The organism is Amycolatopsis sp. NPDC052450, from assembly GCF_044547565.1.
In the GTDB taxonomy this organism is placed as follows: Bacteria; Actinomycetota; Actinomycetes; order Mycobacteriales; family Pseudonocardiaceae; genus Amycolatopsis.
Genome location: NZ_JBIUAQ010000006.1, coordinates 40,930 through 59,829, shown reverse-complemented (window position 1 = coordinate 59,829; position 18,900 = coordinate 40,930). Strand labels below are relative to the sequence as shown.

At 68.4% G+C, this 18,900-nt stretch carries 17 protein-coding genes; 7 read left to right on the top strand and 10 right to left on the bottom strand.

Going from position 1 to position 18,900, the window contains the following annotated elements; genetic code table 11:
- Positions 1–16: 16 nt before the first annotated feature.
- Positions 17–3,253 (bottom strand): fused isobutyryl-CoA mutase/GTPase IcmF, encoded by a 3,237-nt coding sequence (gene icmF, locus ACIHAO_RS12665; protein WP_396557265.1) that lies wholly within the window; start codon positions 3,251–3,253, stop codon positions 17–19.
- A 135-nt stretch (positions 3,254–3,388) separates the two neighbouring features.
- Between icmF and ACIHAO_RS12660 the strand changes: the two genes are divergently transcribed.
- From ACIHAO_RS12660 to ACIHAO_RS12645, 4 genes are all read left to right on the top strand, one after another.
- Positions 3,389–3,727 (top strand): helix-turn-helix transcriptional regulator, encoded by a 339-nt coding sequence (locus tag ACIHAO_RS12660; RefSeq protein WP_125785473.1) that lies wholly within the window; start codon positions 3,389–3,391, stop codon positions 3,725–3,727.
- Positions 3,720–4,163 carry an SRPBCC domain-containing protein gene (locus tag ACIHAO_RS12655; protein ID WP_396557262.1) on the top strand — a complete coding sequence of 148 codons (444 nt, stop codon included), beginning with the start codon at positions 3,720–3,722 and terminating at the stop codon, positions 4,161–4,163. Before ACIHAO_RS12660 ends, ACIHAO_RS12655 begins: the two co-directional genes overlap by 8 nt.
- Positions 4,160–4,810 carry a DUF899 domain-containing protein gene (locus ACIHAO_RS12650; protein ID WP_396557260.1) on the top strand — a complete coding sequence of 217 codons (651 nt, stop codon included), beginning with the start codon at positions 4,160–4,162 and terminating at the stop codon, positions 4,808–4,810. The genes ACIHAO_RS12655 and ACIHAO_RS12650 overlap by 4 nt, the downstream gene beginning before the upstream one ends.
- Before the next feature lie 499 nt (positions 4,811–5,309).
- The gene (locus ACIHAO_RS12645) at positions 5,310–5,867 is read left to right on the top strand and encodes a dihydrofolate reductase family protein (RefSeq protein WP_396557258.1); all 558 of its coding nucleotides are present in this window, start codon (positions 5,310–5,312) and stop codon (positions 5,865–5,867) included.
- 36 nt (positions 5,868–5,903) lie between these two features.
- On the opposite strand, the gene ACIHAO_RS12640 is transcribed toward ACIHAO_RS12645, so the two are convergent.
- Genes ACIHAO_RS12640 through ACIHAO_RS12625 form a run of 4 tightly spaced genes read right to left on the bottom strand, consistent with a single transcriptional unit; the run spans position 5,904 to position 11,091 of the window.
- Positions 5,904–6,467: an ATP/GTP-binding protein gene (locus ACIHAO_RS12640; protein ID WP_125785469.1), complete on the bottom strand. Its 564-nt coding sequence runs from the start codon at positions 6,465–6,467 to the stop codon at positions 5,904–5,906.
- A gap of 28 nt (positions 6,468–6,495) precedes the next feature.
- On the bottom strand, positions 6,496–7,242 hold the full coding sequence (locus ACIHAO_RS12635; protein ID WP_396557256.1) for a DUF742 domain-containing protein: 747 nt from the start codon (positions 7,240–7,242) through the stop codon (positions 6,496–6,498).
- A gap of 7 nt (positions 7,243–7,249) precedes the next feature.
- Positions 7,250–7,702 carry a roadblock/LC7 domain-containing protein gene (locus ACIHAO_RS12630; protein ID WP_005166055.1) on the bottom strand — a complete coding sequence of 151 codons (453 nt, stop codon included), beginning with the start codon at positions 7,700–7,702 and terminating at the stop codon, positions 7,250–7,252.
- Positions 7,699–11,091, bottom strand: a complete 3,393-nt coding sequence (locus ACIHAO_RS12625; protein WP_396557254.1) for a nitrate- and nitrite sensing domain-containing protein — start codon at positions 11,089–11,091, stop codon at positions 7,699–7,701. Before ACIHAO_RS12625 ends, ACIHAO_RS12630 begins: the two co-directional genes overlap by 4 nt.
- Positions 11,092–12,069: 978 nt before the next feature.
- Between ACIHAO_RS12625 and ACIHAO_RS12620 the strand changes: the two genes are divergently transcribed.
- Positions 12,070–12,495 (top strand): DUF485 domain-containing protein, encoded by a 426-nt coding sequence (locus tag ACIHAO_RS12620; protein WP_396557252.1) that lies wholly within the window; start codon positions 12,070–12,072, stop codon positions 12,493–12,495.
- Positions 12,492–14,066, top strand: coding sequence for a cation acetate symporter (locus tag ACIHAO_RS12615; RefSeq protein ID WP_125675484.1), 1,575 nt, complete (start codon positions 12,492–12,494; stop codon positions 14,064–14,066). The genes ACIHAO_RS12620 and ACIHAO_RS12615 overlap by 4 nt, the downstream gene beginning before the upstream one ends.
- A 272-nt stretch (positions 14,067–14,338) precedes the next feature.
- On the opposite strand, the gene ACIHAO_RS12610 is transcribed toward ACIHAO_RS12615, so the two are convergent.
- Positions 14,339–14,908, bottom strand: a complete 570-nt coding sequence (locus ACIHAO_RS12610; RefSeq protein ID WP_396557690.1) for a TetR/AcrR family transcriptional regulator — start codon at positions 14,906–14,908, stop codon at positions 14,339–14,341.
- Positions 14,909–15,044: 136 nt separating this feature from the next.
- On the opposite strand from ACIHAO_RS12610, the gene ACIHAO_RS12605 reads away from it, so the two are divergent.
- The gene (locus ACIHAO_RS12605) at positions 15,045–16,466 is read left to right on the top strand and encodes an MFS transporter (protein ID WP_396557250.1); all 1,422 of its coding nucleotides are present in this window, start codon (positions 15,045–15,047) and stop codon (positions 16,464–16,466) included.
- Here the strand turns inward: ACIHAO_RS12605 and ACIHAO_RS12600 are convergent.
- The 4 genes from ACIHAO_RS12600 to ACIHAO_RS12585 form a co-directional block, all read right to left on the bottom strand.
- Positions 16,463–16,816, bottom strand: a complete 354-nt coding sequence (locus ACIHAO_RS12600; RefSeq protein WP_125785463.1) for a DUF3817 domain-containing protein — start codon at positions 16,814–16,816, stop codon at positions 16,463–16,465. The two genes, ACIHAO_RS12605 and ACIHAO_RS12600, sit on opposite strands and share 4 nt — an antisense overlap.
- Before the next feature lie 24 nt (positions 16,817–16,840).
- A complete protein-coding gene (locus tag ACIHAO_RS12595; RefSeq protein WP_396557248.1) occupies positions 16,841–17,212 on the bottom strand; it encodes a hypothetical protein in 372 nt (123 codons plus the stop codon).
- A 184-nt stretch (positions 17,213–17,396) separates the two neighbouring features.
- Positions 17,397–18,284: a lytic transglycosylase domain-containing protein gene (locus ACIHAO_RS12590; RefSeq protein WP_396557246.1), complete on the bottom strand. Its 888-nt coding sequence runs from the start codon at positions 18,282–18,284 to the stop codon at positions 17,397–17,399.
- 131 nt (positions 18,285–18,415) lie between these two features.
- Positions 18,416–18,898 carry a helix-turn-helix transcriptional regulator gene (locus ACIHAO_RS12585; RefSeq protein ID WP_125785460.1) on the bottom strand — a complete coding sequence of 161 codons (483 nt, stop codon included), beginning with the start codon at positions 18,896–18,898 and terminating at the stop codon, positions 18,416–18,418.
- Positions 18,899–18,900 lie beyond the last annotated feature (2 nt).

Below are 18,900 nucleotides of genomic sequence, written 5' to 3'. Positions count from 1 at the left end.
GCGATATTCCCGGCCGCTAGACGTTGCGGCGGTACTGGCCTCCCACTTCGAAGAACGCCTCGGTGATCTGGCCGAGCGAGCACACCCGCGCGGCGTCCATCAGCACGCCGAACAGGTTGCCGCCGCGGGTCGCGGCCTCGCGCAGCGTCTTGAGCGCGACCTGCGCCTCGGCGTGGTGGCGGCGCTGGAAGTCCTCGAGCCGCTCCAGCTGCGACCGCTTCTCGTCCTCGGTCGCCCGCGCGAGTTCGACCTCGACGTCGTCCTCTCCGGCGTTCGGGTTGCGGAAGGTGTTGACGCCGATGATCGGCAGTGTGCCGTCGTGCTTCTGGCGTTCGTAGAGGATCGACTCGTCCTGGATCTTGCCGCGCTGGTAACCGGTCTCCATCGCGCCCAGCACGCCGCCGCGTTCGGAAATGCGATCGAACTCCAGCAGCACGGCCTCTTCGACCAGGTCGGTCAGCTCGTCGATGATGAACGAGCCCTGCAACGGGTTCTCGTTCTTCGACAGGCCCCATTCCTTGTTGATGATCATCTGGATGGCCATCGCGCGCCGCACCGAGCTCTCCGACGGCGTCGTGATCGCCTCGTCGAAGGCGTTGGTGTGCAAGGAGTTCGCGTTGTCGTAGAGCGCGCACAGCGCCTGCAGCGTGGTGCGGATGTCGTTGAAGCTCATCTCCTGCGCGTGCAGCGACCGGCCGGAGGTCTGCACGTGGTACTTGAGCTTCTGCGAGCGCTCGTTGGCGCCGTAGCGCTCCCGCATCGCGACCGCCCAGATCCGGCGGGCGACCCGGCCCAGCACCGAGTACTCGGCGTCCATGCCGTTGGAGAAGAAGAACGACAGGTTCGGTGCGAAGTCGTCGATGTTCATCCCGCGCGCGAGGTAGCTCTCGACGTAGGTGAAACCGTTCGACAGGGTGAACGCCAGCTGCGAGATCGGGTTCGCCCCGGCCTCGGCGATGTGGTAGCCGGAGATCGACACCGAGTAGAAGTTCCGGACGCCGTGCTCGATGAACCATTCCTGGATGTCGGCCATCATGCGCAGGCTGAACTCGGTGGAGAAGATGCAGGTGTTCTGCCCCTGGTCCTCCTTGAGGATGTCCGCCTGCACGGTGCCGCGGACGTTGCGCAGCGCCCATTCGCGCAGTTCGGCGGCCTCGGCTTCGGACGGCTCGCGGCCGTGCTCGGCCTTGAACGCCGCCATCCGCTGGTCGATCGCGGTGTTGAGGAAGAACGCGAGGATCGTCGGCGCGGGGCCGTTGATCGTCATCGACACCGAAGTGCTCGGCGAAGTCAGGTCGAAGCCGTCGTAGAGCACCTCCATGTCCTCAAGGGTCGCGATGGAAACACCCGAGGTGCCGACCTTGCCGTAGATGTCGGGACGGGTGTGCGGGTCGTGCCCGTAGAGCGTCACGGAGTCGAAGGCGGTCGAAAGGCGCTTCGCCTCGGAGTCGGCGGAAAGGAGCTTGAACCGCTTGTTGGTACGGAACGGGTCGCCCTCGCCCGCGAACATCCGCGCCGGGTCCTCGCCCTCGCGTTTGAACGGGAAAACGCCAGCGGTGTAAGGGAAGTATCCAGGGAGGTGCTCGCGGCGAAGGAACGACAGCAGCTCGCCGGACTCGGTGTAGCGCGGCAGCGCCACGCGCGGGATCCGGTTGCCGGACAACGTGTCGCGCCAGAGCTGGGTGTGCAGTTCCTTGTCGCGGATCTTCACGACCAGTTCGTCGGCACGGTAGGACTCGGCCAGTTCCTGGAACCGGTCCAGCAGATTCGTCGTTTCACCGTCCACATCGGACTCGGCGGCGGCGAGCAGGCCGTCGAGCGCGTCGGTGCTCGCGTCGACGGCGGCCAGCGCCTCCTTGGCGACGGCGAGGTGCTCACGTTTGCGCAGCGCGGCGACCTGCTGCCCGGTCTTCGAGTGATAGCCGCGGAGGGTCTCGGAGATCTCGGCGAGATAGCGCGACCGGTTGGCCGGGATGATCGTGCTGGCGTCGGTGGACACCTTGCCCTCGACCTTCGGGAGCACGCCTGCCGAGACGGTCAGGCCGCGCTCGGCGAGGGTGTCGCGCAGGTGCTGGTAGAGCGCGGTGACGCCGTCGTCGTTGAACTTCGCGGCGCTGGTGCCGTAGACCGGCATGTCCTCGGGCGAGGAGCTGAACGCCTCGCGGTTGCGGACGAGCTGGCGCGCGACGTCGCGGCGGGCGTCCTCGGCGCCGCGGCGCTCGAACTTGTTGATCGCCACCACGTCGGCGAAGTCGAGCATGTCGATCTTCTCCAGCTGCGACGCCGCGCCGAACTCCGGCGTCATGACGTACAGCGACTGGTCCACGTAGTCGACGATGCCGGCGTCGCCCTGGCCGATACCCGGCGTCTCGACGATCACCAGATCGAAGCCGGCGGCCTTGCAGGCGAGGATCGACTCGGAGAGACCGGTCGGGATCTCGCCGCTGGTGGTGCGGGTGGCCAGCGAACGGAAGTAGACCGGGCTGCCGTCGAGGCAGTTCATCCGGATGCGGTCGCCGAGCAGCGCTCCCCCGCCCTTGCGGCGCGACGGGTCGACGGCGAGCACGGCGATGCGGAGCTTGTCCTCCTGGTCCAGCCGGAACCGGCGGATCAGCTCGTCGGTGAGCGACGACTTGCCGGAACCACCCGTACCGGTGATCCCGAGGACCGGCACCGTCCGCGACTTGGCGGCCTCGGTGATCTTGTCGAGCGCGTCCTGCGGCAGCGCCTCGCGCTGAAGCTGCGTGATGACCCTGGACAGCGCCGGGATGTCGCCCGAAAGCAGTTTGTCCAGCGAACCGGGCGACTGTGCGGACAGATCCCTGTCGCAGGCCTTGATCATCAGGTTGATCATGCCGGGGAGGCCCATTTCGTAGCCGTCCTCCGGCGAGAAGATCCGCGCGACGCCCCGCGAGTGCAGCAGGTCGATCTCCTCGCGGACGATGACCCCGCCACCGCCGCCGAACACCTTGATGTGCCCGGCGCCGCGTTCGTTGAGCAGCTCGACCAGGTAGCTGAAGTACTCGACGTGCCCGCCCTGGTAGGCGCTGATGGCCACGCCCTGGACGTCTTCGGCGATGGCCGCGGTGGCGACCTCGTCGACCGACCGGTTGTGCCCGAGGTGCACGACCTCCGCGCCCTGCGACTGCAGGATGCGCCGCATGATGTTGATGGACGCGTCGTGCCCGTCGAAGAGGCTCGACGCCGTCACGAAGCGAACGGGGTTCACGGGCCGGTGCAGGTCGCTGGTCATCCCTCCAAAATACTTGGACTTCCGACTGTTTTAAACCCATTCACTCGCGTGACGGCGCTCTCATCCGTCCTTGACATCCCGGCTGGCACCACTGTATTCAACCACTAGGTTAAACAACCAACTGATTGAGCAGCGATGACCACTGATCAGCTCAGCGCCACGTTCGCCGCGCTGGCGGACCCCATCCGCCGCGCCATCCTGGCGCGCCTGGCCGGCGGCGAGGCCACCGTGAACGAGCTGGCGGAGCCCTTCCCCGTGAGCCTCCAGGCCATCTCGAAACACTTGAAGGTCCTTGAGCGTGCGGGCCTGATCAGCCGCGGCAAGACGGCTCAATGGCGGCCCTGCCGTCTCGAAGCGGGGCCACTCGGCGACATCTCGGACTGGGTCGAGCGATACCGCCGATTCTGGGACGACGGTTTCGACCGGCTCGACGAGCACCTGACCGAACTCCAGAAAGGCAAGCCGAATGAGTGAGAAGGAGCTGACCATCACCCGCGTCTTCGACGCGCCGCGGGAACTGGTGTTCCAGGCGTGGACGGTTCCTGAGCAGTTCGCGAAGTGGATGGGCCCCAAGGGGTTCACCGCATCCGGCGTGCGGATGGACCTCGCCGAGGGCGGCGCCTGGCGAGCGACCATCGGCAACGACGAAGGCGTCGAGCACACCTCGGCCGGGGTCTACCGCGAGATCTCCGCGCCCGAACGGCTGGTCTTCACCTTCTCCTGGGTGTCCTCACCCGAGGAGAAGACGCTGGTGACGATCGACTTCACCGATCTCGGCGACAAGACCGAAATGACGTTCCACCAGGGCGAATTCAGCTCCGAGGAAACCCGTGACGACCACCGCGCCGGGTGGTCCGAAACCTTCGAAGACCTCACCGCACACCTGATCCGACAGGAGACGAACCGATGACCCCGACCCTCCCCGAAGTCGTGTCGCGCGAAGAGTGGCAGACCGCGCGGAACGCCTTGATGATCAAGGAGAAGGAACTCACCAAAGCCACCGACGCGATCAACGCCGAACGCCGGCGGCTGCCCATGGTCCGCTTCGACGGCAAGTACGAGTTCGAAGGCCCGGACGGCCGGGTCTCGCTGCTGGACCTGTTCGAAGGACGCCGCCAGCTGATCGTCTACCACTTCATGCTGAATCCCGGTCAGAAGGCGGGCTGCGTCGGCTGTTCGATGGTCATCGACCACGTCGGCCCCCTCGCCCACCTCCACGACCGCGACACGACGTTCACCGCGGTCTCGCCCGCCACGCTTTCCGAGATCGAGAAGTACAAGGAGCGGATGGGCTGGACGATCCCGTGGGTCTCGACGGCGGGCGACGACTTCAACCCCGACTGCGGTCTCGACGGCGGGTTCGGCATCAGCGTCTTCCTGCGCGAGGGCGACGAGGTCTTCCGCACCTACTTCACCTCCGGCAGGGGCGCCGAACAGTTCGTGAGCACCTTCCGTTACCTCGACCTGACGCCGTTCGGCCGGCAGGAGGCATGGGAGGAGTCCGGCCGCGGGACCGACAAGCCGGGCCACTGGTGGAAACGGCACGACGAGTACTGAGCGTTCAGTCCTCTGCAAGTCATGTTCGAGGTCTTCGCGCCCAGGCGATCCCTGACGGCACGGGCGATGCTGCGGACAGGTCGGGCGGACTGACCCGGAGGCGAGAGCAAAGGTCCCTTGCTCTCCCGCGCGCGGTGACCGTGTGGATTTCGGGTCATCCAACGCACCAAAATCCACACAGCCAGCGACGACCCTGACAGCGAGTGAGCGGTGTGTGGATATAGGGACACTCAACGTCCCTATATCCGCACACCCCCTCCCGCGACATCAAAGGTCCCCCGCTCCCTTTCCGCAGATCAGCGGGGCCGGCAGTGAGGTGAAAGCTCCCTTCACCGCGTCCGATGCACCGAAGGGCGCCTTCGCCCCTGGGCCCACGATGGCGAGCCCGGTCGCTACCCCTCGAATAAATGCGTAGGGGCATGTCGAGAATGTCGCACCCGCTCCGACCCCTCGGTGTCCGGCGCCCGGAAGGCGGGTGCCACATCGAAGGGATCACGCCATGCGCAAGCTCGTCTACGCCGTCCACACCTCACTCGACGGCCGCATCGAAGGTCCGGAAGCCGAGTTCGACTGGACCGTGATGGGCCCGGAGCTGTCCGCCCACTCCCAGGAACTGGTCGACCGCGCCGACACCTTCGCCTACGGACGGCGGGTCTGGGACATGATGTCGTCGTACTGGCCGCAGGCCGAATCGATCTCGGACCACCCGCACGACCTGCGGTTCGCCCCGATCTGGCGGAAGACGCCGAAGATCGTCTTCTCCAGGACGCTGGAGAAAGCGGACTGGAACACCGAGGTCGTCGCCGGCGATCTCACCGAATGCGTGACCGGGCTCAAGGCCAGGCCCGGCAAGGATCTGCTGCTGATGGGCGGGGCCGAACTGGCCACGGCGCTCGCCGACCGCGGCCTGATCGACGAGTTCCACGTCATCGTGCACCCGGTCGTGCTCGGCGGCGGCAAGCAGGTGTTCGCGGGCGGAGTGCGCACGGACCTGCGACTGACCGGCACCCGTACCTTCGACGGGCGCTCGGTACTGCTGACCTACGAAGCGCGGTGAAACCGGGCGGCAGCCCCTACGCTGCCGCCGTCAGGTTCACCTCGCGTTGCTCGCACGCAAGGCGATCCACTGCCGCATCGCGTACTCGACCAGCGTGATCAACGTCTGTTTGGTCGACTCCCGCTCCCGGGCGTCACAGCGGACGATCGGGATGTTGGGGTCGATCGACAGCGCTTCACGCACGTCGTTGATGTCGTGCTCGAGGACGCCGTCGAAGGTGTTCACCCCGACGATGTAGGGCAGGCCCCGGTCCTCGAAGAAGTCGATCGGCGCGAACGAATCGGCCAGCCGTCGCGTGTCGGCCAGCACCACGGCGCCGATCGCGCCGCGGACGAGGTCGTCCCACATGAACCAGAACCGCTGCTGCCCGGGCGTGCCGAACAGGTAGAGGATCAGGTCCGCGTCCAGGGAGACCCGGCCGAAGTCCATCGCGACCGTGGTGGTCGACTTGTTGGGCGTCTGGTCGAGGTTGTCGATCCCCCGACTGGCGTCCGTCATCATCGCCTCGGTGGTGAGCGGGACGATCTCCGACACCGAACCGACGAAGGTCGTCTTACCCGCACCGAAGCCACCCGCCACGACGATCTTCGCGGATGTCATGGTCGGGGGCGCGGTGTCCCGCGGTGCCTTAAAGCCGACGGAGTCCACTCAAAACCCTTTCCATCAACACCAGATGTGCCTCGGCGCCGTCATTGCCCGAAATCGTCTTGTGCACGCTGACCAGTCCCGCGTCCGCCGCGTCGCTGATCAGCACGCGTGCCACACCCAGCGGTACGCGCAGGGTCGCCGCGATCTCGGCGACCGAACGCGGGGTGCGGCACTCTTCGATGATCGAAACGCACTCGATCTGGTCCGCGGCCACCGCGGGGAGGCTACCCGCGGAGACATGGTCCTTGGTGGAGATGAGCGTCTCCAGCTCGAGAGCGTAGTTCGCCTTGGTCCGGCCCCCGGTGAGGGCATAGGGACGGACGATCGCCGTCTCTTCGAGCGGCGACGGCGACTGCTCGAAGACGGCGGGCATGATGAACTCGCCGCTGGGTGGACCCGGGTCGAAAAGACCACCTGGTCTCGGCCCGACGGCGCCTGCGCCGCTGTCGGGTGGAGAGGCAAGTGAGGTCACGCGGTCTCCTTGATCGGTCGGCTGCGGGACTGCCGATTCCCCGGCGGAGTGGGCTCCGCCCGGCTGGGAATCCTGGGCTTGCTTGTTCTTCTTGCGCTTCCGACGACCACGGCCCGAATCCAGGGTGAACCCGTTCAGGACGTCGGCGAAGGTGCCGTCGTCCCGTGAACCGGCAGCATGGGCAGCCCCCGCGTGCGGAGGCTGGCGTTCACCCGTCCCCGGCGGTTCGCCGAAGGATCCGGATCCGGTGCTCATCGGGACATCATCCCACCGGTTCGCCGATCAGCGACCCACCGGCGCCCTGCAATTGAGCGCGGAGTTCCGGCGTGAGGATCTGGCCGACCCGGTCGACGAGCATCGTCATCTCGTAGGCGACCTGTCCGATGTCGCAGTTCGGGGCGGCGAGGATGGCCAGGCAGGAGCCGTCGCTGATGGACATCAGCACCATGATGCCGAGTTCCATCTCGACGACGGTCTCGTTGACCGCGCCCGCCTCGAAGCACCGGGCGGCACCCTGGGTCAGGCTCACCAGGCCGGACGCGACGGCGGCCAGCTGGTCGGCCCGGTCCAGCGGGAGCCTGCTGGAAGCGGTGAGCAGGAGGCCGTCCGCCGACACGACCACGGCGTGCGCCACTCCGGGCACCCGCTCGGCGAAGTCATTCACCAGCCACCCGAACTGGTTCTGCTGGGGCTGGGCCGGGTTCGGCGAGGTCATTCACCCTCCAGGGTTTCGTGGTTGGCTTCGGTCGCCTGGGCCGTGCGGTGCCGGCCGCGCTGGATGCCCTGCTGGAAACTGCTCAGGCGACCGCGCACGTCGTGCGCGTCTCGCTGTGGTCGGGGGGTGACCGCCCCGGCGGGCGGTCCCGCGCTGCCCGGAAGCAGTTGCTCCCCGCGGCGGCGCCTGGGTAATCCTGCCGAAGTCATCTTCGAGGGAACAGACTGGGACACCGCTTGGGCTGCTTTCCAGCCTTCGTCGGAGCCGAAGTTCCAGGCGTCTGTCTGTTCGGTGGCGGCGACCGGTTCCTGTTCCGGTTCCGCTGCCTGCGGTTTCCGGCTCGGCAACGCGGCGGGCGGGGCCGCCGGACGTGCGGTCGTCTCCGCTGCCTTCACCGTCTCCGGTGTCTTCGCTGCCTTCGCGGGCTCGGGGGCCTTCGGCGGCTCGGGGGTCGCGTCCGGCTGGGTGGCGAGGGCCTCGGCGGGCGTGGCCTTGTCCGCCGCCTCCTTGCGTCCCCGCTTGACGCCCTGCTGGAAGCTGCTCAGCCTGCCGCGCACGTTCGCCGGGTCACGGACCGGCAGATCCGACTTGGCGGCGGGTTCGGCGGCCGGGACCGACGACGCCGCGCTGCCCGGCAGGAGCTGCTCGCCCTTGCGGCGGCGGGGCAACCCGGCCTGGGTGAAGGTCGACGGAGCGTTCTGCGAGACCTCCTGCACCGTGCGGAAGGCCTTGTCGCTGGCGAAGTCCCAGGTGCGCGATTCCTGCTCGGCGGAAGGAGCGGACTCGGCCGTTTTCTTCTCTTCGGGTTCTTCCGCCCCCGGCTTCTCTTTCTTCGCCGCGGGTTTGGCCGCGGGCTTTTCCGGAGCGGGCGAACGGAACCACGCCGAGAGCATCTCGTCGAAGATCGGCGTCGTCTCCGACGCGGTGGGCGCGGGCGCGGCGGCGGGCGGCGTGGCCGCCTGGTTCCACCATTCGCTCAGCGTGGTGCTGTTCTTGGCTTCGAACAGTTCCTTGCCGCTGGGCAGCTCGCCTTCCACCGAGGCGGGCTTCTCCGTCTCCTTCGCGACGGGCTCGGGCTCCGCGGCGGGTTCCGGCTCGGGACGGCGGGGCTCCGGCGCCGGCGGGCGGGCAGGCGGCGTCTCGTCCTTGGGGATCGGGCTGAACAGCGCCGTTCCCGAGATCTCCAGATCCGACGGCGGCCGCGGGTCCTGGGTGCGGCTGTGGCCGTTCACGCCGGGTTTGGTGTGGCCGGCCAGATCGTTCGCCGACGGCCAGCGCTCGCCGCCCTGCGACGGCACGTTCGGCGTTCCCGGCCGCGAGCCGTTCGTGGGACGTTGGCGGCGGGGCAGGCCGCCCGGCTGCTGCGGCGGCAGCGGCGCGAGGCGCTGGGTGATCGGCCCGGTGGCGGGACCGGGGTCCCCGCCCGGCGGGACCATCACGAGATCAGCCGGGACCGAGACGGTGGCGCGCACGCCGACGATGTCCTTGCCGCCGTGCAGCGAGACGCCGATGCGGTGCCTGTTGGCGAGCCGCCCGACCACGAACAGGCCCATCCGGCGGGAGGTGGTGAGGTCGACGTTGGGGGCCTCGGTGAGCCGGGCGTTGGCCTCGGCGACCTCGGCCTCGTTCATCCCGATGCCCTTGTCGAGGATGTCGATGCCGAACGAACCGTCCTCGACGAGCCTGGTCGCGACGGTCACCTGGGTTTCCGGGGCGGAGAACGCCGTGGCGTTGTCGAGCAGTTCGGCGATCAGGCGCATCAGATCGTTGGCCGCGTACCCGACCAGCCGCACCGGCGGCGGGTTCTGCACGGTGACCCGCTGGTACTGCTCGATCTCGGACACGGCCGCGCGCACCACGTCGGTGGCGGAGACCGGCTGGCCGGACCGCCTGCCCGGCTCGGCGCCGGAGAGGACCATCAGGTTCTCGTTGTTGCGGCGCATGCGGGTCGCGAGGTGGTCGAGCTGGAAGAGCGTGGCCAGCTGGTCGGCGTCCTCTTCGTCGCGCTCCAGCCGCTCGATCAGCTGCAGCTGGCGCTGCACGAGACTCTGGCTGCGGCGGGAGAGGTTGACGAACACGTTGCTGTAGCCGGTGCGCATCGAGGCCTGCTCGGTGGCCAGGCGCAGAGCCTGGTGGTGCACCTTGTCGAAGGCCCTGGCGACCTCGCCGATCTCGTCGTCGCTGCCGACCGGGACCGGCCGCACGTCGGTGCCCTGCGAGCGGCCTTCCTGGATGTTGCGGACCGCGTCGGGCAACTGCTTCTCGGCGACGTCGAGAGCGCTGGCACGCAACACCTTCAGCGAGCGCAGCAGCTGGCGGGTGATGAGGAAGACGACGGCGACGGCGAGCACCATCGCGCCGAACAGCAGGACCGCGAGCAGGCCCGCGCCGCTGCTGGCGTCGTCGACCAGTTCGGCCGAGACCGCGCTGGTCTCACCGCCGAACTTGTTCGCGACCTCGCCGACCTTGGTGATCACCGCGGTCGAGGCGTCGGTCCAGCCCTGCGCGGACAACGAGCGGAACGCCTGCGCGGACGGGGTTCCCTGTTCACCGAGCGCGGTTTTCGCGAGCCTGTCACGGTTTTCCATCGCTTCGTCGGTGACGACGGCGCTGAACTCCTGGCGCTGCTGCTCCGAAGCGGCGGCGCGGAAGTCGGTGAACCGGTCGGCCAGCCTGAGTTCGGCGGTGCGCAACCGGTCGAGTTCGCTCGGCGCGAGACTCGACCGCGCGATGCCGAAGGAGACCAGCGCCTGGCTCAGCGACAGTTGTTCCTTCATCACGGCGAGGTCGTGCAGTGCCGTGGGAGTGCCGCCGAGGACATCCTGGCCCGCACCCGCCGCCAGCGCGGTGTCGAGGGCCAGCAGCGCGGTGGTGACATCGGTGTACTCACCGATCGCCTGGACGGGGTCGAGCTGTCCGGAGGAGGCCCGCTGCCGGATGTCGGGCAGCCTGTCGAGCTGGGCGGCGGCCGCTTCCCGCGCCTGACGGAGCGACGGCTCGTTCTCCACCGCGCGGGTGGCGGCGGCGCCGTAGAGAGGAATGGCGGTGTCGACGTCGGCGCGGGCCGAGGCGAGCTCGAGGGTCCCGCCGACGGTGCCGGCGGTCAGCCCCGCGGCGGACTGGGTGCGTTCGCGGCCGAGGCCGTCGGTGAGGGTGCGGATGTGCCCGCTCAACGCGACGAGCCGGTCCAGCCGCTGGTAGCCGTCGGACCGGCCGACCTGGCCGGCGATGGTCGCGATGCCCAGTGCGAGCGCGATGAGGATCGGCACCAGCGTCACGGCCGACAGCTTCACCGGCAGGCTCCAGTCCCGCCAGCGCACGAGCGTGCGCCAGCCGGTGGCCCACCGAGATGGCCGGGGAGTGCGTCCCAGCAGCTCCCCGACAGGCACTTGGCCTTCTCCTGCAACGGTCACGTAGGTGACTCCCTGTCCGGCGTCCTGGCACGGTCTGAGGCGTCCGTTCCCGCGAGACGTCCGCTCGCGGGGAACTCGACCCCGGACTGACCCCGTGATCGATCGCGACGTGAGGGACCCCGTCCGGCGATCCGGGTGTCCCGAGTGTCCCTGGGTACACCGGTCCGCTTCGGGAGGTCTTGCACCTGCACGTGCAGGTCGCAACCTGCGAAGTGCACGGTCGTCGAGATCAACTTTTCTTTGCCAATCGATCACAGCGGGTCAGCCGGGCCAAAGAATCGTACACCAATCCGGGTGCCGTCAATTCCGTTCGACATACGGGGGCTGACCAGCGAAAAGTGTGTTCACGAACGATCTACGGGGCCCGAAATCCGCCTCCGCGTCACAAACGAGGGAATTCCGGTTACGGCTTGCGCGGATACACAGGGTGCCCTTGTCACCCGTTCAGCCTACGTACGGTAGCCGCGTCGCCCGGTCGAACTACTTTCCGTGCCCCCAACGGGTGGGTCAAGCCGAAATATGTGCCCGATGTTGTGGCCTTGCCGCCCAAGCCGGTTCGTTGTCGCCCGACATGGTGATTTCTTTCGAGACACCCGGCGAAGCGGGGGATCTTCCCCGGTCCGGGATGGCGGGCACGGTATCGGAACCCATCGCGGGCCGGTAGCGAAACTACGATCTGTCACCACAATGAGGGACGGAGCGTGGTCACCGTCCATCGTTTGCCGCAGTGGGCCGTTCGGGCGACGACCCCGCGTGACAACTTTGCTCACTATTACGAGTGATAAAGCCCGTTCATTCCGGCCGAAACGATTTCCAGAAACACTAATACGAGGTAAAACCGAATACCGGGCTCTTGCCTTCACGGAACCGGGGTCGCCTATTCAGAGCGCGTGAAGCCGTAGTTAGTATGTGCGCTCCCGTACCGCGCCACGGATGCAAGCCCCGGAGGAACCCATGCCCGACGTCGCGCGTCCTTACGCGGCGAGCAACGCCCTGGAGGACACCGGGCAGATGCCCGCGCTGTTCGTCCGCGAGCGCCAGCCCACTCCCCCGCCAGCGCCGCGCGCCACCGGCCCCGACTTCGACCGGATCCAGCACGGCAAGGAGTTCGTCGCGCTGCGCAAGACCTTCCGCCGGTTCGTGTTCCCGATGAGCCTGCTGTTCTTCACCTGGTACATGACGTTCGTGCTGCTCGCGGCCTACGCGCACGACTTCATGAGCCGGAAGGTGTGGGGCGAGGTCAACGTCGGCATCCTGCTCGGGCTCGGCCAGTTCGCCAGCACGATCCTGATCACCATCGCCTACCTGAAGTTCGCGAACAGGCGGCTCGACCCCAAGGTCGCGGCGCTGCGGGCCTCGGTCGAGGCGGGTGAGCGATGAGCATCCCCGACAACGACCCGGTGCTGAACATCGCGGTGTTCGCGCTGTTCGTCGCGATCACCCTGTACGTGGTGTACCGCGTCAGCACGCGCAACTCGTCCACTTCGGACTACTACGCCGCGGGCAGCGCCTTCACCGGACGGCAGAACGGCATCGCGCTTTCGGGTGACTTCCTCTCGGCGGCGTCGTTCCTCGGTATCGCCGGGGCGATCGCGATCCACGGCTACGACGGCTTCCTGTACTCGATCGGTTTCCTCGTCGCGTGGATGGTCGATCTGCTGCTGATCGCGGAACTGCTGCGCAACACCGGCCGCTTCACCATGGGCGACGTGCTCAGCTTCCGGATGAAGCAGCGCCCGGTCCGCGCCGCGGCCGCGACGTCGACGCTGGTGATCTCCTTCTTCTACATGCTCGCGCAGATGGCGGGCGCCGGCGGGCTGGTGGCGCTGCTGCTGGACATCCACGGCGGCATCGGCCAGGCGCTGGTGATCGGCGTCGTCGGTGTCGTCATGGTGCTGTACGTGCTGGTCGGCGGGATGAAGGGCACCACGTGGGTGCAGATCATCAAGGCGACCATCCTGCTGCTGACCGGCGCGCTGATCACCGTGTTCCTGTTCGGCAAGTTCGGTTTCAGCTTCTCGAACCTGCTCTCGGCCGCCGCCGACAACAGCCCGCTCGGTGACGAACTGCTGCAGCCCGGCGGCTCGTACGGCAAGAGTGAGGTCACGAAGCTCGACTTCGTCTCGCTGGCGCTGGCGCTGGTCCTCGGCGCCGCCGCGCTCCCGCACGTGCTGATGCGCTTCTACACGGTGCCGAACTCGCGCGAGGCGCGGCGCTCGGTCGTCTGGGCGACCGCCTGCATGACCCTCTTCTATCTCTGCACGCTGGTCATCGGCTTCGGCGCGGCCGCGCTGGTCGGCCCGGAGGCGATCAAGAACGCGCCCGGCGGGGAGAACTCCGCGGCGCCGCTGCTCGCGCTGAACATCGGCGGCACCGTCCTCCTCGGCGTCGTCTCGGCGGTGGCCTTCGCGACCATCCTCGCCGTCGTCGCCGGGCTGACGATCACCGCGTCCGCCTCCTTCGCCCACGACGTCTACGCCAACATCTTCAAACGTGGCAAGGCGGAACCGGCCGCGGAAGTCCGGGTCGCCCGGCTGACCGCGGTCGCCGTCGGGGCGTTCGCGATCGTCGGCGGCATCCTGGCGAACGGGCAGAACATCGCGTTCCTGGTGGCGCTGGCGTTCGCCGTCGCGGCGTCGGCGAACCTCTCGACGCTGCTGTACTCGCTGTTCTGGAAACGCTTCAACACCACCGGCACGCTGTGGGGCATCTACGGCGGGCTGATCGCGAGCCTGGTGCTCGTGTTCTTCTCGCCGGTGATGTCCGGGGCCGCGGACTCGATCATCAAGAGCGTCGACTTCCACTGGTTCCCGCTGAAGAACCCGGGCCTGGTGTCGATCCCGTTCTCGTTCCTGTGCGGGTTCGTGGGCACCTTCGTCGGCCGCTCGAAGGCCGATCCGGTCAAGCACGCGGAGATGGAGGTGCGGTCCCTCACCGGGATCGGCTCCTGACCCCCGCCTGAACCGGCGAGCCTCGCGATCGGGGCATGTCGCGAAAGCCACTTTCGCAACGTTGAAGGTTGCGAAAGTGGCTTTCGCAACGCGGACTGCGGTCGCTGGGCAGGCTGGGCACGGGCGGCGACCGGGCCGACCGGCGAACGCACCGCACTCCTGACGCGCGCCATGAACGCCACCTTGCCTTACCCCTCAATAACCCGAAGCGTCACTCACGACCTCTCGCGACATCAGGCAAAGTGCGCGACCGGGCGCCGCCGTCCAGACCTTCATGACACCCGGAGACCGTCCAGCACGATCGCGAGAAGCCGCTTCGTGTCCTCCTCCGAAGCCTTGCTCGCCGCCGAACCCAGGCCGTGGCCGAGCCGCAGGATGTCGACGCCGGTGACGTCGGCGCGGAGCACGCCATCGTCCTGCGCCGCCTTCACGATCGTGTCGGATGCGGCCCGCAACCGCGACTGACACCAGGCGAAGACTTCGGAGCCGGCGTCGACGGACGCCTTCAGCGTCATCGCGAGCCCGTGTTTCTCGACCACGTAGATGACGTGCGTGGCCAGCCAGGTCTCGAGCGCCTTGCCCGGTGGCAACTCGTCGAGCAGGTCGTAGGCCTGCTGCGCCAATCCGTCGATCTCGTCGCGGTAGACGGCCTCGATCAGTTTGTCGCGCGTCGGGAAGTGCCGGTACAGCGTGCCCGCGCCGACGCCGGCGCGTTTGGCGATGTCGTCGGCCGGCACGTCCACGCCGTCGGCGGTGAACGCTTCTTTCGCCACGGCCACGATGCGCTCGTAGTTGCGCCGCGCGTCCGCGCGCATGGGGCGGGCCGGATCGGCCGTGACCATCTGCACCTCCTCGGGCGACGAAACGGAGAGGTTCTCCGAATCCACTTGCGTAAGCGGAGAATGTCTCCATATCATCGCTCACGACCTCAAGTGGAGAGTCTCTCCGCTTCATCTCGTTACGTCTTTGGAGTATTCCTTGACCGAACGAACCCTGCGTGCCGAGCCTAGGCCGGAGACGGCCGGGGCCCCACCACCTCCACACCGGCTGGCCCTCCCCCTCATCCTGACCTGCCAGCTCATGCTCATCCTCGACGCGACGGTGATGAACGTCGCGCTCCCCCGCATCCAGTCCGAGCTCGGCTTCACCGACACGGGCCTGTCCTGGGTGATGACGGCGTACAGCCTGGTCTTCGGCGGCCTGCTACTGCTCGGCGGCCGGGCGGGCGACCTGTTCGGGCGCCGCCGGATGTTCGTCGTCGGCGCGGCCGTGTTCACCGCCGCCTCCCTGCTCGGCGGCCTCGCCGGTTCGGCGGAACTGCTGATCGCCGCCCGGATCGCGCAGGGCGTCGGCGCCGCGCTCGCCGGCCCGAGCACACTGGCACTGATCACCGGCACGTTCACCGAAGCCAGGGCACGGGTGCGCGCGCTGGCGTTGTTCTCGGCGATGTCCAGCAGCGGTTTCGCGATCGGCCTGCTGCTCGGCGGGCTGCTGACCGAATGGATCTCGTGGCGCGCGGCGCTGTACATCAACGTCCCGTTCGGGCTCGCGATCGTCCTGCTCACTTCGCGCTATGTCGCCGACCCTCCCCGGCGACGCGCCCGGCTGGACCTTCCCGGCGCGTTCACCGGCACCTTCGGCGTCGGATCGCTGGTGTTCGCCTTCACCCACGCCGCTTCGCACGGTTGGGGCGACCTGATCACCCTCGGCGCTCTCGCCACCGGGCTGGCGCTGCTGGCCGCGTTCGTCACCATCGAGACCCGGGTGGGCGAGCCGCTGATCCCGTTGCGCCTGTTCGCCGAACGCGACCGCGCCGCGGCCTACGTCAACTTCTTCCTCGGGCCGATGGCGATGATGAGCATGTTCTTCTTCCTGACCCAGTTCCTGCAGGACATCGCGGGCTTCGCCGCGCTGGAGACCGGCTTCGCGTTCCTGCCGATGGCGGTCTGCATGTTCGGGCTCAGCAGGCTGATCCCGAAACTGCTCCCCCGGTTCGGGCCGAAACCGCTCGCGCTGACCGGCACCGCGCTGATGACCGGCGGGGTCGGCTGGCTGACCACGCTGACCACGGACAGCGGCTACTTTTCCCATCTGCTCGGCCCGATGCTGCTGATGGGCGTCGGCGCGGGGCTGGCGTTCTCCCCGCTCAGCGTGATCATCATGGCGACGGTCCCCACCGACGACGCGGGGGCCGCGGGCGGCGCCTTGCAGACGTTGCAGCAGGTCGGGGCGACCTTGGGGCTGGCGATCCTGATCACCGTGTTCGGCGCGGTGACGCGGACGCCGTCCGGCACTCCGGCGGAGACCACCGTCGACGGGATGACCGCGGCCTTCACCGCCGCCGCCGTGGTGACGGCGGTGTCCTTCCTGGTGGCGCTGACCTTCCGGCGCCGGGCTTAGAGCTTCGCGCCCGCCTGTACCTTGTGCGTGACCTTGCGCTCCATCACGAAGGAGAAGAACGGGATGCAGCCGGCGATCAGCACGAGGAGGGTGCCCTTCATCGACCAGCGGGCCTTGATCGCGAGGTCGACCGCGAGCAGCAGGTAGACCAGGTAGAGCCCGCCGTGGACCATGGGGATCATCTTCACGAACTGGGGCAGCTCCACGCGGAAGACGTACTGCAGCAGCATCTCGACGACCAGCCCGAGCAGGGCCACACCGGTGGCGTACGCCGCGACGCGGAAGCGGATCAGCGGTCCGCCCAGCGAAACCGGGCGGGCCGGGGCGGCGTCGTCAGTTCGGGTGGTCATAGGGTCTCGAACCTCTCTGGGGAACTACTTGTCGCGGGCGTTGAGTTCGCGAAGGTACCTGTTGTACGCGGCGAGCTCGTCGTCCTCGGGGGGCGGCGGCGCCGGGGCACGCCGCTGCCGGGGCGCGGGCACCTCCGGAACGGCGGGCTCTGCCACCGTCTCCTGGGCGTCGGCCTCGGCGGCCTGACGGCGGAGCTTGCGGATCCGCCAGAACATGAACGCGGGGAACAGCCCGAACAGCGGCCACTGCAACACATAGCCGAGGTTCTGGAACGTCCCGCTCGCCGAGGAGAACCGCTCCCACTGCCACCAGGCGAGCCCGCAGCACAGCGCCAGGCTCACCAGGCAGACACCGGCGATGCCGAGACGGCGCAGGGTGGCGGACGATGCGGGCACGCATCGACGCTAGCACTGGTCGCGGTGGGAAACTTCGCCGACCTGGGCGCTCGGGACCTTGGTCCCGGCTGCTCCGCGAGGGGTGCTGAGCCCTCCCCTGGATGTCATGAAAGGGTCGTTCAAGACATTTTTTGTCCTGAACGACCCTTTCATGACGTTTCAGAGCGCCCGCACGGACCGAAGCTCACGAGCGGCCCGCGGCGACAGCCTTCGCGTAGTCGTCCGCCAGCCCGAAGACCTTCTGCGCGTACTCGGTCGAGTTGTTGTACGACAGGATCCCCTGCCACCAGCCCGAGGCGGCCGACATGTCGCGGTTGTTCACGCACAGGTAGCGCGCCGCCGCCAATGTCGCGTCGTCGATCTGCTGCGGGTCGCCGACGCCGTCGCGGTTGCCGTCGGTGGCGTAGCGGCGCCAGGTGCTGGGGATGAACTGCATCGGGCCGACCGCGCGGTCGACGGCCGCGTCGCCGTCGAACTGGCCGCCGTCGGTGTCGCCGATCGCCTTCACGCCGGGCGACCCGTCGAGCGGGACGCCGATGATCGGCTTCGAGGGCCGTCCGTCCTGGCCGAGGACGGCACCGCCGTACTGGCCGTGGTTCGACTCGATGCGGCCGATGCCCGCCAGGGTCGCCCACGAGATCTTGCAATTGGGCTGCATCTGGCGCATCGCCAGTTCGGCGTTGCCGTAGGCGAACAGCGCCCTGGCCGGGATACCGGTGGCCTGTGCCGCCCGCTCGGTCCAGCCGGTCAGCGGGTCCTTGCCCGGCTTCGGCTGTGCCTGCTGCGGCGCGGTCTGCTGGGTGGCGCCGCCCGCGAGGGTGGCGTTGACCGGGGCGACCGAGCCGGGTTTGACGTCGGCCGCCTTGACCTGCAGCGCGGGGATCTCCATCGTCGTCGGGCTCGCGACCGGTGCGGAAGCCTTGGTCACCAGCCAGATCCCGCCCCCGGCGAGGCCGAGCACGGCCAGCACGATCACCAGCCTGCCGAGTATGGCGGCGCCCACCCCGCGGCGTGGCGGAGCGGGCGTGGCCGGGTCGGCGACGAGCTCGTCGTTTTCCGGGGTGGTGCGCACGAAGCGGGTCCTCCAGCGTGGGCGGCGATCACGACCGATGCTCGAACAACGAGCCCGCGCAGGTTAGCGTTACGCGCTGGTCGAGATCGCCCCTGCCACGCCGGTTCACCCGCGTGTGCGAGAAGTTCTCATCAGGCGGACTTCTGCTGCCTCGCCAGCCGTGCCACGCACCAGGCCGGGGCGCTGCCGCGGCGAAGGTGCTGCAAGACGGTCATCGGGCCGAGACGGCGGCTCAGGTCGGACGGGGCGAGCCCTGCCGCGCGGTAGTCGAGGGCGCGCTGGTCGAGCGGGCTGATGCCGGCGTCCCACCAGGCTTCGGCCTCGGCGACGCCGCCGACCATCTGCCACCAGCCGGCGGCCGCGACGAGCAGGTCCTGCGGGACCTCCGGAAGCCTGCTGCGCATCGCGTCGAGGTAGCCGGGGTCGGCGGCCTCGACCGGCGCCCAGCGCGCCTGGCCGGACTGCTGACGCTGGCCGGGAATTCCGGGAGCCTGCCGCGGCACGTCCGCCAGCCACGCCGACGCGATGCGGTCGGCCTCCTGCTCCTCGGGGGTCTGCTCGCGTTCCGCGGCCCACTGCCGGATCAACGCATCGACTCCGGGATCTCCGGTCATCC

What these genes read in the sequence shown, in the direction of transcription:
- icmF (WP_396557265.1), bottom strand. Translation starts at nt 3,253, where the DNA reads ATGACCAGCGACCTGCACCGGCCCGTGAACCCCGTTCGCTTCGTGACG.
- ACIHAO_RS12660 (WP_125785473.1), top strand. Translation starts at nt 3,389, where the DNA reads ATGACCACTGATCAGCTCAGCGCCACGTTCGCCGCGCTGGCGGACCCC.
- ACIHAO_RS12655 (WP_396557262.1), top strand. Translation starts at nt 3,720, where the DNA reads ATGAGTGAGAAGGAGCTGACCATCACCCGCGTCTTCGACGCGCCGCGG.
- ACIHAO_RS12650 (WP_396557260.1), top strand. Translation starts at nt 4,160, where the DNA reads ATGACCCCGACCCTCCCCGAAGTCGTGTCGCGCGAAGAGTGGCAGACC.
- ACIHAO_RS12645 (WP_396557258.1), top strand. Translation starts at nt 5,310, where the DNA reads ATGCGCAAGCTCGTCTACGCCGTCCACACCTCACTCGACGGCCGCATC.
- ACIHAO_RS12640 (WP_125785469.1), bottom strand. Translation starts at nt 6,467, where the DNA reads ATGACATCCGCGAAGATCGTCGTGGCGGGTGGCTTCGGTGCGGGTAAG.
- ACIHAO_RS12635 (WP_396557256.1), bottom strand. Translation starts at nt 7,242, where the DNA reads ATGAGCACCGGATCCGGATCCTTCGGCGAACCGCCGGGGACGGGTGAA.
- ACIHAO_RS12630 (WP_005166055.1), bottom strand. Translation starts at nt 7,702, where the DNA reads ATGACCTCGCCGAACCCGGCCCAGCCCCAGCAGAACCAGTTCGGGTGG.
- ACIHAO_RS12620 (WP_396557252.1), top strand. Translation starts at nt 12,070, where the DNA reads ATGCCCGACGTCGCGCGTCCTTACGCGGCGAGCAACGCCCTGGAGGAC.
- ACIHAO_RS12615 (WP_125675484.1), top strand. Translation starts at nt 12,492, where the DNA reads ATGAGCATCCCCGACAACGACCCGGTGCTGAACATCGCGGTGTTCGCG.
- ACIHAO_RS12610 (WP_396557690.1), bottom strand. Translation starts at nt 14,908, where the DNA reads ATGGTCACGGCCGATCCGGCCCGCCCCATGCGCGCGGACGCGCGGCGC.
- ACIHAO_RS12600 (WP_125785463.1), bottom strand. Translation starts at nt 16,816, where the DNA reads ATGACCACCCGAACTGACGACGCCGCCCCGGCCCGCCCGGTTTCGCTG.
- ACIHAO_RS12585 (WP_125785460.1), bottom strand. Translation starts at nt 18,898, where the DNA reads ATGACCGGAGATCCCGGAGTCGATGCGTTGATCCGGCAGTGGGCCGCG.